Source organism: Jeotgalibacillus haloalkalitolerans, assembly GCF_034427455.1.
In the GTDB taxonomy this organism is placed as follows: domain Bacteria; phylum Bacillota; class Bacilli; order Bacillales; family Jeotgalibacillaceae; genus Jeotgalibacillus; species Jeotgalibacillus haloalkalitolerans.
Genome location: NZ_JAXQNN010000001.1, coordinates 675356 through 688830, shown reverse-complemented (window position 1 = coordinate 688830; position 13475 = coordinate 675356). Strand labels below are relative to the sequence as shown.

The following is a 13475-nucleotide window of genomic DNA, read 5'->3' as shown; positions in this document are numbered from 1 at the left end:
TGAGATCAGTCTCCTTTCCGGGCTTCCTGGTCATACCCTTGAGGATTAGTTTCGTGCCATTTCCAGGCGCTTTCGATGATATCGTAAAGGTTGGTGTAAACCGGGCTCCATCCAAGTACTTTTCTTGCTTTTTCAGCAGAAGCGACCAGTTTTGCAGGATCGCCTGCCCGGCGTGCTTCTTCTATTGCCGGGATGTCATGCCCTGTTACTTTACGTGCAGTATCAATAACTTCTTTGACACTGAAGCCCTGGCCATTTCCAAGGTTAAATACGGTTGTTTCAGGATCTGTCGTCAGTTTTTCAAGCGCAAGCAGATGCGCGTCTACAAGATCACTTACATGAATGTAGTCACGGATGCACGTGCCATCCGGCGTTGCATAGTCTGTTCCGAAAATGCTGATGTGATCACGCTGACCGAGTGCGACCTGAAGAATAATTGGAATCAGGTGTGTTTCAGGATCATGATCTTCCCCACGGAGGCCTTCCGGATCTGCGCCGGCAACATTGAAATACCTAAGCGAAATGGAGTGAATTCCGTATGCTTCACTTGCCCATTTCAGCATTTTTTCAACAGCAAGCTTTGTTTCCCCGTAAGGATTTGTCGGAGATACCGTGTCTTCTTCTGTGAGCAGATCTGTTTCAGGCTCACCGTAAGTCGCTGCCGTTGAAGAAAAGACGAGCTTTTTCACGCCGTGACGCTTCATTGCCTGCAGCAGTGAAATCGCACCGCCCACATTGTTCTCATAGTATTTTAAAGGATTTTGAACGCTCTCACCGACCAGTGAGCTTGCAGCAAAATGAATGACTGCATCTATATCATGGTTCGTAAATACCTGATCAAGAAAGGCCCCGTCATGCAGGGATCCTTTGTAAAAATGGTCATCACTGCTGACTGCACCGCCGTGACCGGTCTGCAGATTATCTACGATGACTGTTTCAAACCCTTTTCTTTTCAGCGCCAATACTGCGTGACTTCCAATGTATCCTGCTCCACCTGTGACAAGTACTGCCATTTGACTCACTCCTTACCGGACAATTTTGACTTAATTTCGTTATGCCATTGAAGGTTAATCTCACGAATATCTTCTATCTTACACTTCGCCTCACGGTCATACGTCAAGATACCGTTTATCTCCTGCTCAACATCTGTCAGCTGCGTATAGCAGTAGCCATGAAGCGCTTCTGAGCTGTAGACTGCATCCATGATCCGCTTATAATCTGCTACATATGCTTTTTCGTCCTTTACAGAAGTGTAACCCCAGCCGTTATCCTCTCCAGTCATAAAGGCGATTCCACCAAACTCAGTTAACAGGATCGGCTCTCCCTGGTGGCTGAACCCGTTAGCGTATACTTTGCGCTTAGCAGGCTGTGATGCCAACAGATTTTCTTTTGTGCTGAGCTCTTCTTTGAAATGAGCGCTTTTTGCTTTTTCATCATCACTGCCGTGGTTGTAATTGTGAATTGCACAAATATCAGTTACTGTCTGTTCCCACCCGTCATTACCGACAACCAGGCGGGTCTGGTCAAGAGAGTGTACATGGTGATAAAGTGCCTGGGAATGATGCTGCTGTTTTTGATTAGATCTGATCATCTGCACGCCCCAACTTTCGTTAAGAGGAACCCAAGCAACAATCGACGGGTGATTGTAGTCCCGTTCAATGATTTCTGACCATTCCTCCACCAGACGTGAGGCAGCTTTTTCAGAATAATAAGCAGACGCTGCGCATTCTCCCCATACAAGGAAGCCAAGCTGGTCAGCCCAGTATAAAAATCTTGGATCTTCAACCTTCTGGTGCTTTCTGCAGCCATTAAAGCCAAGTTCTTTTGCGAGTTCAATGTCCCGCTTGAAATCATTGTCATCTGGAGCTGTTAAAAGACCTTTTCTCCAGTAACCCTGATCAAGCACAAGACGCTGATAATATGGTTTGTTATTTAAATAAACCATCCCATCCTCTGTATGAACCTTTCTCATACCAAAGTAAGTGTCAACCTGATCATGCACAGCTGCTTCATCCACAACCTTCACTGTCATATCAAATAACTGAGGATTCTCAGGTGACCATGTCATTCCTTCATGATGAAAGCCTGTATGGAAAATATGCTGACCGAACACATTAAACGTTCGTTTTACGTAGGTTTCATTGATTAAAAACCTCTCCTGAACGATTGATTTTCCTTTAAAAGAAATGGAAACATCAGCCCATTTACCGGTGGCTGCTGATGTAAACTCAAATTCTGCTTCAACATCACCTTTATCCAGATCCGGTGTAAGACGGACGTGATTCAACGAAGCTTCAGATACAGCCTCCAGCCACACAGGCTGCCAGATTCCTGTTGTATTGGTATACCAGATTGACTCAATTTCTTCTTTCCAGAATTGCTTTCCTCTAGGAATGGTTTCATCTTTTGATGGATCATAAGCACGAACCGTGATGACTGCCTCTTCACCTGCTAAATGTGTAATATCAAATGAAAAAGAAGTATGTCCGCCAGTATGTTCTCCTGCAAGCTCTTCATTTACATAGACTTTCGCCTGGTAGTCGACAGCTCCAAAGTGAAGCATCAGCTTTTTACCGCTCCACTCAGCAGGAATCTCCACTTTACGCTGATACCACACAACATCATGGAAGGTTTTATCCTGAATACCGCTTAATTCAGTCTGAAATACAAAAGGGACCTGTATTTTACGATCAAAAGCATTACTGCCCTGATACCATTTTTCCTTCAGTCCTTTATGCTGATCATCAAAAGCGAAATCCCATTCTCCATTTAAGTTAAGCCAAGCCGGTCTTACAAATTGCGGACGAGGGTATTCTGATCTCATTACTTTCCACTCCTTCTAATATGTAGTTAGCCGATAAATAGTTTCTGAGCTGTACGTTTCACCAGGTGACAGTTCACACGATGGAAATGATGGTTCGTTCATTGCATTTGGCAAGCCCTGTGTTTCCAGACACAATCCTGAGTGCGCCTGTATTTTTTCACCGCGCATGGCACCTTCCTTGCCAAGCTGATTTCCTGCATAGAATACGACAGCCGGCTGATCCGTGTGAATCGTCAAACGCCTTCTGCTTACAGGCTCACTCAGCTGAATGATTCCTTCATTTAATACAAAAGGATGATCATAGCCGTTTCCACCAATTTTGATCTGTTCATCCTGAAGGTCCAGCGCATCTGCAAGCCTCTTTGATTCACGGAAATCAAAAGGAGTGTTCTCAACGTTTCTTAGTTCCCCTGTTGGAATCAGTGTCTCCTTTAACGGCAGATAAGTATCCGCGGGAATCTTAAGCTCATGATTCAGCACCGGTTGTAATGTCCCTGTCAGATTGAAGTAAGTATGGTTTGTCATGTTGATCACTGTTTTTCTATCTGTTGTCGCGTTGTATTTAATCCGGAGCTCATTTTCATCGGTCAATGTGTAGCTCACCTGAATCGTTAATTCTCCGGGAAACCCTTCCTCTAAATGAGGGCTTGTCAGGTTGAAGACTAAGGTCTGATCCTGCTCTGTAACTGCCCAGACCTTTTTATCGAAGCCTTCATCTCCCCCATGCAAAGAGTTTTCACCATCATTTTTTGCAAGGCTGAAGGTTTCATTATCTAATGCAAAAGAAGCATTTTCGATTCTGCCGGCAAAACGGCCAACGATCGCACCAAAGTAAGGTGAGTCTGTCAGGTACCTGGAGAAATCCTCATAGCCCAGTACGATGTTCTCCAGGCGGCCATCCTGATCAGGCGCTGTCCATTCAGTGATGATACACCCGTAATTCAACGCTGACAGCCGTACACCATTATTATTTTCAATCGTATACCTGAAAATCGGGTGTCCGTTATGTGTGGCAATTTCTTTTCGTGATATCATCCCGTCTGCTCAACTCCTTCAATCGCAATCTCTTTGGCACCGTCTCCAACTGAAGCAACATAAAAGTCCGGTCCATAGCCGATCCGGTCCTGATAGTGTCTTCTCGTTTGCTTAATGAATTCATCTACCGCGTCTGTTTTGACGATGGCAATCGCACATCCTCCAAATCCTGCTCCTGTCATTCTGGATCCAATGACACCAGGCTGCACCTGTGCAAATTCCGCCAGTGTATCCAGCTCCTCTCCAGTCACTTCATAATCTTCCTTCAGAGACTGGTGTGAAGCATTCATCAGCTGCCCAACCTGCTCAAGGTCGCCTGCCTTTAGTGAAACAAATGCCAGTTTGGTGCGCTCATTTTCTGTCACAACATGTTTTACTCTTTTATATAGAAGGGAATCATTCAGCCATGTCTCCACATCCGATAGCTGCGTAACTGAAAGCTCTCCAAGACTCTCAACTGATGTATGCTTTTGGATGATCTTTAAAGCCTTCTCACATTCAGCGCGGCGCTCATTATATTTAGAGGATGCTAGTTCTCTTCTTTTATTTGTGTTCATAATCACAATTTTTTCATGTTCAAGTTCAATCGGTGCGTATTCAAAATCCAGCGTATCACAGTCAAGCCACAGCGCCTGACCCTGTCTGCCCATACCGATCGCGAACTGATCCATAATCCCGCTGTTCACACCGATATATTCATTTTCCACACGCTGGCATAATTTGATCAGCTCAATCTGTGAGATAGATAGTCCGGCCAATCCCTTTGCCATCACGCCCGCTGCCATTTCAATAGAAGCAGAGGATGACAGTCCGGCACCATTTGGAATATTACCTTCAAATAACACATCAAACCCGCGCTCGACTTTGTAACCGCTTTCTTTTAAAAAGTATATAACTCCAAGCGGATAGTTAACCCACTCAGTCTCAAGGTTCTTTTCAAGCTGGTCGAGAGAAGCTGTTATGATTCCTGTTTGAGGAAAGTTTGTTGATGCCAATCTGACTTTCTTGTCATTCCGCTCTCTTACATAGGCATACGTTCCATATGTAATTGCCAGCGGAAATACTTTTCCTCCATTATAGTCTGTGTGTTCCCCGATCAGATTAATTCTACCCGGCGCGAAAAACAACCGTTCAGGTGCTTCATTAAATATAGAGATAAAAGACTGCTTTAAGTCATATACATTCATCCGGCATCCTCCTTATCGTTGTCTGCTTCTGATTCATAAAACTAAATCTATCACAATTATAATTTATTTTTAGTAAAAGTCAACGTAAAAAATAAAATAGTTTTACTAGATAAAACTTTATTAAATTCTCATAAAACTTATTAAATAAGGGTTTAAACGATCGTAACATGACAGTCATATTAAAATATCAAAAAATAAAGTTGACAATGAAAGCGCTTTTAGTTTACATTTATTTTAGTTAATAAAACGATTGTTAACTAAACTTTTAACTTGAGGGGGATTTTCACATGAAAAAGTCTTTACTTACAGTTGCATCAGGTTTAGCAGTGGCGTCTGTACTGGCAGCTTGTTCAGGAGATGATACGTCGAGCAGCAGTGAAGGTAGCAGCGGAACACAGGAAATTACTTTCTGGGCACCATTCTCAGGCGCAGACGGCCCGAATATGGAGCAGATTGTAAACGAATTCAATGATTCACAGGATGAAGTACAGGTAGATTTCCAAATCGTCCCGCAGTCAGAGTATTATACGACACTTGACCTATCGCTTAGTGGTCAGCAGGAAGGCGCAGATGTAATGATCATGCACGGAGATCAGATTATGACATATGCCAACCAGAACATTATCAAGAACCTTGATGATATTGTAGGGGATCAAATAGATAAAGAGAATTATCACCCTACTGCATGGGAAGGCGCAGAAGTAGATGGATCAATCTACGGCGTTCCATTAGATATCCACCCGCTTATGTTCTATTACAATAAAGATCTATTTGAAGCAGCAGGACTTGACCCTGAGGCTCCACCAACGAATCGTGAAGAATTCCTTGAGGCAGCAAAAGCAACAACAAATGCAGATGAAGGTCAATATGGATTTGCAGTGCCGACACTATGGCCTCAGCAGTTCATCTTCCCGTCAATTGTCTATCAAAACGGCGGTGAGCTGATCACAGATGATGGCGAAGTGCAATATGATTCTCCAGAAGCAGTTGAAGCACTAGAATTCCTTCACTCTCTGATCTATGACCACGAAGTATCACCTGCAGACATCCAGCAGGACGGCGAACTGACATTATTCCTTCAGGGTAAATCAGCTATGCATATGAACGGTCCATGGATGATGAATCAGTTTGAAGAGTCAGGTCTGAACTATGGTGTAGCACCAGTGCCACAGCTTGGAACTGAACAGCAGGCAGTGTTTGCTAACTCTCACAACTTTGTTATTCCTGAAACGGTTCAGGACGAAGCTAAAATTGACGCAATCACAACTTTCCTTAACTATGTAGACGAAAATGGCATGGCATGGGCTGAGTCTGGACAGGCTCCTGCATCTAAAGCAGTATACGAAAGTGATGAGTTCAACGAAATGAAGCAGCAGCCTGAAGTGGCGAAGCAATTTGAATACGTACAGTTCTCTCCAAATGTTGAAAACTGGGGACCTGTATCTGATCCGTTATTCAGCGCTGTTAATGAAGTACTTCTGAATCAGAGAGAAGCACAGGAAGCACTTGAGCAGGCAGCTCAAGATGCACAGGCAAGTCTGCAATAATCAGCAGTAAAGTTTGAAGGTAAGAGCGGGTGTTCACCCTCCCTCTTACCTTTTACTTTAAACCAGCTTTAAAGAAAGAAGGTTTTGATATGAAGTCAAAAGCATCGGGTTTTACATCATTTTTATTTGTACTTCCATATCTGATCATGTTCACACTGTTTCTAGTTGTTCCGCTTGTCTATGGGATCTATATCAGTTTTCATGATTGGAATTTAATTTCCCCAATCCATCCATTTGTAGGGCTGGAAAATTACAGTGCTATTTTTACATCAGGTACACCTGAGAACCGTGTATTTTTAAATGGACTTAAAAATACAGCTCAATTTGTTATTTACAGTGTGCCATTATTAGTCATTGTCGGACTTGGACTGGCAATGCTCGTAAATAGCTTGCCTGATAAAATCCGCGGATTTTTCAGAACAGCCTATTTCCTTCCTTATGCCATTTCAGTATCAGTCATTGCAGTTTTATGGCTCTGGATGCTTGATTCAAACTCAGGCCTGCTGAACCAGTTTTTAAATTCACTCGGTATGGACAGTATCCCATGGTTAACCCGATTGCCTTTTGCATGGATCTCACTTGTCATTGCCACAGTGTGGTGGACCATTGGTTTTAATATGATCATTTTCATCAATGCACTGAATGAAGTTCCTGAAGAGCTTTATGAAGCAGCGGATATTGATGGTGCTTCAAGCTGGCACAAATTTTTACATATCACGCTGCCGTCTATCAGACCAATTATGATTTTTGTTGTAATCACATCGACAATCGCATCATTTAACGTATATGGACAGCCATATCTGATGACACGTGGCGGCCCTGGTGAATCAACTGAAGTGCTGCTGATGGGGATTGTTCAGCAGGCATTTGAATTAAGACAGATGGGTTCAGCAGCTGCTATGGCGATGCTGATGGCACTGATTATGATTGTGATTTCAGTTGGACAATTCCTGGTGACAAGATCAGGTGAAAGAAAGGAGAAAAACAATGCGTAAAACGAAGATACTCAATATTGTTTTTGCATCTATCTTAGCGATCTTATTTCTAATTCCGCTTGTATGGATGGTCTCCACTTCTTTCAAATCCGATTTTGAAGCGATTGGGGGCGGAACATTCTTCCCTCAGGAATTTACTTTTGAAAACTATACCAGTACATTAACGAGCACCAGTGTACCGATTTTAAGATGGTTATTTAATTCACTGTTTGTCGGATTTGCAGGCGTAGCAATTGTGGTCATTATTGACTCAATGGCTGCATACGCACTGGCCCGCCTGGATGTTCCTTTTAAAAAGGTATTATTCCCGTTGTTCGTCAGCACGCTGATGATTCCGTGGGTCATCACCTTCCTGCCGCTCTATCAGCAGTTTAGTAATCTTGGTCTTCTGAACACGTATGCACCGCTGATTTTGCCTTATTCAGCCAATGCATTCGGGGTATTCTTGCTGTATCAATTCTTCCGTTCTTTCCCTAAAGAGCTGGAGGAAGCAGCACGTATGGATGGCGCAAACAAATGGCAGATCTTTATGAAGGTCGTCATACCGTCTGCGAGACCACTTATTGCGACACTTGCGATCTTTACATTCATGGCAATCTATAATGACTTCCTGTGGCCACTGGTAACAACAAATACGCCGGAGATGAGAACAGTGACAACCGGTATTGCGATTATGCAGCAGGGAAGCTTCGTTTCTTCTTACGGAAAGCTGATGGCCCTGACTACATTAGCAACAATTCCAATTTTAATTGTCTTCCTGATCGGTCAGAAATGGTTTATCCGGGGGATTACACAATCAGGTATCAAGTAACCAAAAGCCGCCAAGAGCGGCTTTTGCTTTAGGAGTGATGTTGTGAAGAAATCAGCTTTAACAGGAATCGCGATTTTAACGGCGGGAATCGGGCTTGCAGCCTGTACGCCTGATCAATCTTCAGAGTCAAATGAGTATGTAAAAGAGTTTTATAACCCGATTTTACCTGATGGTGCTGATCCATGGATGACTAAGCACGAAGATACGTATGTCTACACACATACAACAGGAAGTAACATTACGATCTGGCAATCTGACAGCCCCACTTCAATGATGAATGCTGAGTCAAAAGTGGTATGGGAGCCTACCCCGGGAACTGAAAACAGTCAGAATATCTGGGCTCCCGAAGTTCATTTTATTGATGGTAAATGGTACGTATACTATGCAGCTGATGGAGGCGGAAGCCAGCACCGTATGTACGTGCTGGAATCAGAAAATGAAGACCCGTTTTCCGAATACACAGATGTTGGTCAAATCACAGACCCTACGGATAAATGGGGAATTGACGGTACAGTCATCCAGCAGGAAGAAGAATTATTTTACGTCTGGTCCGGCTGGGAGGGCGATGAAAATGTCAGCCAGTATATCTATATCGCCGGCATGGAAAATCCAATGGAACTTAACACGGATAGAGTGGAGCTTTCAAGACCTGAATATGACTGGGAAAAGGAAGGCGGAGCGCCATCTATTAACGAAGGTCCTCAAATACTTTATACGGAGGATTATATTCATATTGTTTATTCAGGAAGCGGAAGCTGGAGTGATTTTTACAAGCTGGGGATTCTGACCGCTGAAAGAGGGTCTGACTTACTTGACCCTGATTCCTGGACAAAGCAGGAAGAGCCTGTATTTGAAAGTGGAAATAATGTCTACGGTCCGGGACATGCATCATTTGTTGAATCCCCGGACGGCTCAGAGCAGTGGATTGTCTATCATGCAGCTAAAGAACAGGGCTCAGGATGGACGAGAAATGTACGCATGCAGCCATTTGAGATCAACGAGGATGGTTTCCCTGAATTCGGAGAACCCGTTCCAGTAACAAAGCCGCTCCCACTTCCGGCAGGTGATCCAGTGAACATTACCAAATATACAGCGGAGGAAATTGAAACGGAAGCCGACATCACGGAGGAAGGAATTCTGGCAGAAACAGACCAGAACCTTTCAATTACATTTGATGCGCCTGAAGATGGAGAATACTATCTTTACTTGTACTGGAGAAATAGTGGTGCCGTCACAGTAAACGGCTCAACAGATTCAGGCGACACATTCACGCTGTTTAATAATAACCAGGGTCTGCAAAATGAACCGCTGACTGCAAGTTCTTATAAGCTGAACCTCAAGCAGGGTGAAAACACAATTGACCTTATAGTCACAAACGGCACATTTGATTTAGACCATATCGAAATAAAGGATCGCTAAAAAGCGAAGGCAAGGGTCAAGCGACCCCTGCCCTCGCCTTTTTACTCTGTGTCTTCAACTGTTATCCGGAAGATCCAGATATTTTCATCCTCCGGTGGAATCTTCGCAACCCGGTCAATTTTATTTGCTACATAGACATCATCATACATTCCTGTGGATGGCTGAAGTGAGAAGTTGTAGTCACCGAGCCAGCCGCCCTGATTTTTAAAGACTGACAGGAAAGGGATTTTATCAGGGTCAAATGAGTAATACAGCGCTTTTTTCAGATCGTGCTGGACAGCTCTGCACCAGCCATTGTTCAGTCTTTTTGAGAAATAAAACTTTTCAATGCTCTGAGATTCTTTCGTTGCCATTTTTGAGAGATCAATTTCTTCTTTTGACTCTTTTGATTGCGTGATCGGAAAAGGATGACGCGCTCCCCAGTCCCCCAGATGCTCATTATCAGGCTCGGTGCTGATAATTTCATCGCATTCTTCGGGTACTTCAATCTGCGTGTGTTCATTCATATTCAGTAAAATACTCGGAGACCAGATATAAGCAAATGGCGCCTCTCCTGTATTGACCACTCTGTATCTTACTTCAAGTCCATCCTCAAGGAGCGTAATCGTCTTTTTAAGCTCATACGGAAAAACAGGACTTTTCACTTCGAGTGTGATTCCGTTTTCGAGTTTTTCATCAACTTCCCATACCATTGACCATACTTCTCCATGGTCGGGCACTTTTCTATTATTAATTGGATGAGGCCCTTCATCTACAGCTGGAAAACAATCATCAAATCCGCCAGGCGTATATTCCCCAAATGCAGAACCATAATGAGGCATCGGCAATTGTTCCACTTTCGCCTGATAAAACCACTCGTATTCAGCTTTTTTATCGTAAAAGCTCGCAATCTTCCCACCGAAATCCGGTAAAATGACTGCTTTTAAATGCTGGTTTTCCAATATAAATGCTTCAAGACCTTTAAATGTTCCTTTTTCCAACACGTTTCACCCCGGTAATTCTTACTGTATTTATAATGTATCCTCCGTACAGCTTTTCAAACCAGTACGCTACTCAATCATCCTGAGTGCAAGTCCAATCAGGATGCTACCGCCAATCACTTCGCTGAATCTGCCTGCCGTGAGTGTGACAAGGCCTCCTAGTGCAAAGCCGATCCTGGTCATTAGAAAAGCTGCGATACCAAATATGATGAGCGCCTGTGAATCAGAAAGGTCTGTGATCCCCAGTGTGATCCCGATTGATAAGCTGTCGAGACTGACAGCAATCGAAAAGGCGAGCCATTTGAAAGGCGTCAAAACCATCGGCTGCTCCTTTTTTGATTTGAAACCGGCAAAAATCATCTGAAGCCCAATGAAAACGAGCAGCACCATACCAAACCAGTTCATTGCATCAAGCAGCGATGAGCCAATCACCATGCCCGCTGCCGGTAGTACTGTATGTAAAAGACCAACGAGAGTACTGATGATCCATTTCGCCTTAACACTGACAGGCTGTGCCCCAGCTGCAATACTTGCCGACAATGCATCCATCCCGAGCGCTAACGCCAAAAAGATTGTCCACATACCGCTCCCCCTTAGTTTCAATGGGGGATTATATGATTGGATGGACCATAATATGAAAGACCTTTGGCGGTAATGGGTTCTTTACTTATGGTATTTCTTACGCGGATTTGCGGTGGTTCTGATATTTGTGGCTTTTTGTGTTGAGGCTGTAGCGATACACCCGGGTTTTTGTAGCAATCCGTACCATGACTGTAGCGATACACCCGGATACCAGTAGTAATCGCATAAAAACTGCGTCACATTCTATTTCCGATTAAACCGCTTCAACACAAAAAAGCCCTCCCTCTCAGGAAGAGCTTTCCTTCATCCATTTATGTCCGGCTGCTTTTTCCAGACGGTTCATAATGGCTGTGCCGATTCCTTTTTCCTCAAAGGCTTCAGCTAAAATAATATCTGCATCTGTATCGTTAAAGGAGCGGATCGCATGATAGAGGCTGCGTGCAGTGGATGCAGGGTCTTCCCGACTACCGCAGACACTCACGATATCAGCATCCAGCTCAGCTGCCAGCTCGCTTGAAACGAGAAGGCCAACCCTCTTTCCCCCCGCCTGCAAACGGTGAATCGTCTGCTGAATCCATTCCGTCTTCCCTTTGATCAAGTAAAGTGGAGCGGTTGGGGCATAATGGGTATATTTCATTCCTGGTGACCTGGGTGCACTCTGTTCTTTTTTCAGGGAAGGATCTACATGAACCTTACCAATACAGGCTTCAATCTCCTCTGCCGAAACGCCACCCGGTCTGAGAATCATGGGTGGTGTAACTGTACAATCGATCACGGTGGATTCGAGACCTACGCCTGTCTCACCGCCGTCCACAATTCCTGTAATTCGGCCGGAGAGGTCACGCGCCACGTGTTCAGCTGCTGTCGGACTCGGCTTACCACTCGTATTCGCACTAGGAGCTGCAAGCGGTTTTCCGGAACGGCCGATCAGCTCAAGTGCAACAGCGTGCGCCGGCATACGGATTCCGACAGTATCAAGCCCTGCAGTGACAAGATCTGAAAACACACCGTTCTTTTTCTTGAAAATAATGGTTAACGGTCCAGGCCAGAAGGTTTCAATTAACTGTGATGCTTCCGGACTGATGTCAGAAACGAGGTCATGCAGTGCATCAGGATTTGAAATGTGGACAATCAGCGGATTATCAGACGGTCTGCCTTTTGCATCAAATATACCTTGCACAGCAGCATCATTTGTCGCATCGGCTCCCAGTCCGTAAACGGTTTCAGTGGGAAAGGCGATGACATGTCCATGACGCAGATAGTCAGCTGCTTCGGAAATCTGTGGATAACTTTTTTGTTTTTCCACATTGATATCCACAGTCCAGCGGATCGTTTCCATGTGAATCACCTCTCAAATTACTTTTTAGATTTATTTTGATTTTTTTCGACATGCTGGTTTATCAACATTTAGTCTTGGATAATAGTATACTATTTTTAACTTCCTGTGCACAAAGGTCATTTTCATCCACAGTTTGTGCATAACTTCATCGAAAATGTGCACAACTTTGTGAATAAGTAAAAGTTATCCCCGTTTTTCATTAAAGCGGTTCCATTTATCTGATATCCAGTTCACAATAAATGACTCTACCTTCATTTCAGTTTTCGACACCTTTTTTTCTGGGGATAAGTCATTCTCACATTCGGTATTTTTATCTTCATCTAATGTAACAGTACCGCACATCTCTGGAAAAAAAGTACACCACCAGTTTTCTCCCGCTCCCTCTCCGACCTTAATCACAAGTGTCAGAAAGGTTTGTCCATCAGGAAATGTGTGCGGTTCAAATGCTGTGGATATCTTTTGGTCCGGTGCAATGACACCTGCTGCTTTCTCTACGATCTGTCTGATCTGATCAAGATGGACGGTCAATTGATCAGCCAGCTCCTGTCTTGTTAAAGGCTGATTACCGAGCAATTGAATCAGTTCAGGCTGTACGGACTGGTAGAGCGCTTCTTTTACTGATTGATCTTCTGCTGTATCACTATTTCCGATCACACGCATTCTGATTTCCTGTTCTTCTCCGGATACTGCAAATGGTGTGAGTATGGTTAGTAAAAGTATAAGAATCATTGTTTTTTGAATCATCGTCCATTCCTC

General features: G+C 43.9%; 12 protein-coding genes. 4 read left to right on the top strand and 8 right to left on the bottom strand.

Translation table 11 applies throughout. The features are described from left to right. Positions 1-5: 5 nt before the first annotated feature. The 4 genes from galE to UFB30_RS03305 are packed head-to-tail and all read right to left on the bottom strand — an operon-like array spanning position 6 to position 5046. Complete coding sequence (galE, locus tag UFB30_RS03320) at positions 6-1013, bottom strand: UDP-glucose 4-epimerase GalE (RefSeq protein ID WP_322420251.1); 1008 nt, start codon at positions 1011-1013, stop codon at positions 6-8. 5 nt (positions 1014-1018) lie between these two features. Further along, positions 1019-2824: a glycoside hydrolase family 2 protein gene (locus UFB30_RS03315; RefSeq protein ID WP_322420250.1), complete on the bottom strand. Its 1806-nt coding sequence runs from the start codon at positions 2822-2824 to the stop codon at positions 1019-1021. Positions 2825-2839: 15 nt separating this feature from the next. Then, positions 2840-3859, bottom strand: coding sequence for an aldose epimerase family protein (locus UFB30_RS03310; protein WP_322420249.1), 1020 nt, complete (start codon positions 3857-3859; stop codon positions 2840-2842). Further along, positions 3856-5046 (bottom strand): galactokinase, encoded by a 1191-nt coding sequence (locus UFB30_RS03305; RefSeq protein ID WP_322420248.1) that lies wholly within the window; start codon positions 5044-5046, stop codon positions 3856-3858. Before UFB30_RS03305 ends, UFB30_RS03310 begins: the two co-directional genes overlap by 4 nt. A 287-nt stretch (positions 5047-5333) precedes the next feature. Between UFB30_RS03305 and UFB30_RS03300 the strand changes: the two genes are divergently transcribed. From UFB30_RS03300 to UFB30_RS03285, 4 genes are all read left to right on the top strand, one after another. Next, positions 5334-6593, top strand: coding sequence for an ABC transporter substrate-binding protein (locus tag UFB30_RS03300; protein WP_322420247.1), 1260 nt, complete (start codon positions 5334-5336; stop codon positions 6591-6593). 89 nt (positions 6594-6682) lie between these two features. Next, positions 6683-7588, top strand: coding sequence for a carbohydrate ABC transporter permease (locus UFB30_RS03295; RefSeq protein ID WP_322420246.1), 906 nt, complete (start codon positions 6683-6685; stop codon positions 7586-7588). After that, a complete protein-coding gene (locus UFB30_RS03290) occupies positions 7581-8399 on the top strand; it encodes a carbohydrate ABC transporter permease (protein WP_322420245.1) in 819 nt (272 codons plus the stop codon). Before UFB30_RS03295 ends, UFB30_RS03290 begins: the two co-directional genes overlap by 8 nt. Positions 8400-8441: 42 nt before the next feature. Further along, positions 8442-9818: a family 43 glycosylhydrolase gene (locus tag UFB30_RS03285; protein WP_322420244.1), complete on the top strand. Its 1377-nt coding sequence runs from the start codon at positions 8442-8444 to the stop codon at positions 9816-9818. 41 nt (positions 9819-9859) lie between these two features. Here the strand turns inward: UFB30_RS03285 and UFB30_RS03280 are convergent, their stop codons facing one another. From UFB30_RS03280 to UFB30_RS03265, 4 genes are all read right to left on the bottom strand, one after another. After that, positions 9860-10798 carry an aldose epimerase family protein gene (locus UFB30_RS03280; RefSeq protein WP_322420243.1) on the bottom strand — a complete coding sequence of 313 codons (939 nt, stop codon included), beginning with the start codon at positions 10796-10798 and terminating at the stop codon, positions 9860-9862. A gap of 69 nt (positions 10799-10867) precedes the next feature. Further along, the gene (locus UFB30_RS03275; RefSeq protein ID WP_322420242.1) at positions 10868-11380 is read right to left on the bottom strand and encodes a manganese efflux pump MntP; all 513 of its coding nucleotides are present in this window, start codon (positions 11378-11380) and stop codon (positions 10868-10870) included. Between the two features lie 286 nt (positions 11381-11666). Beyond that, positions 11667-12719, bottom strand: coding sequence for an L-threonylcarbamoyladenylate synthase (locus UFB30_RS03270; RefSeq protein ID WP_322420241.1), 1053 nt, complete (start codon positions 12717-12719; stop codon positions 11667-11669). A gap of 183 nt (positions 12720-12902) precedes the next feature. Next, positions 12903-13463 carry a stage II sporulation protein R gene (locus UFB30_RS03265; protein WP_322420240.1) on the bottom strand — a complete coding sequence of 187 codons (561 nt, stop codon included), beginning with the start codon at positions 13461-13463 and terminating at the stop codon, positions 12903-12905. Positions 13464-13475 lie beyond the last annotated feature (12 nt).

Excerpts from the sequence above, each read along its gene's own strand:
- UFB30_RS03300 (WP_322420247.1), top strand. The coding sequence starts at position 5,334 with ATGAAAAAGTCTTTACTTACAGTTGCATCAGGTTTAGCAGTGGCGTCT.
- UFB30_RS03295 (WP_322420246.1), top strand. The coding sequence starts at position 6,683 with ATGAAGTCAAAAGCATCGGGTTTTACATCATTTTTATTTGTACTTCCA.
- UFB30_RS03310 (WP_322420249.1), bottom strand. The coding sequence starts at position 3,859 with ATGATATCACGAAAAGAAATTGCCACACATAACGGACACCCGATTTTC.
- galE (WP_322420251.1), bottom strand. The coding sequence starts at position 1,013 with ATGGCAGTACTTGTCACAGGTGGAGCAGGATACATTGGAAGTCACGCA.
- UFB30_RS03270 (WP_322420241.1), bottom strand. The coding sequence starts at position 12,719 with ATGGAAACGATCCGCTGGACTGTGGATATCAATGTGGAAAAACAAAAA.
- UFB30_RS03265 (WP_322420240.1), bottom strand. The coding sequence starts at position 13,463 with ATGATTCAAAAAACAATGATTCTTATACTTTTACTAACCATACTCACA.
- UFB30_RS03290 (WP_322420245.1), top strand. The coding sequence starts at position 7,581 with ATGCGTAAAACGAAGATACTCAATATTGTTTTTGCATCTATCTTAGCG.
- UFB30_RS03315 (WP_322420250.1), bottom strand. The coding sequence starts at position 2,824 with ATGAGATCAGAATACCCTCGTCCGCAATTTGTAAGACCGGCTTGGCTT.
- UFB30_RS03305 (WP_322420248.1), bottom strand. The coding sequence starts at position 5,046 with ATGAATGTATATGACTTAAAGCAGTCTTTTATCTCTATATTTAATGAA.
- UFB30_RS03275 (WP_322420242.1), bottom strand. The coding sequence starts at position 11,380 with ATGTGGACAATCTTTTTGGCGTTAGCGCTCGGGATGGATGCATTGTCG.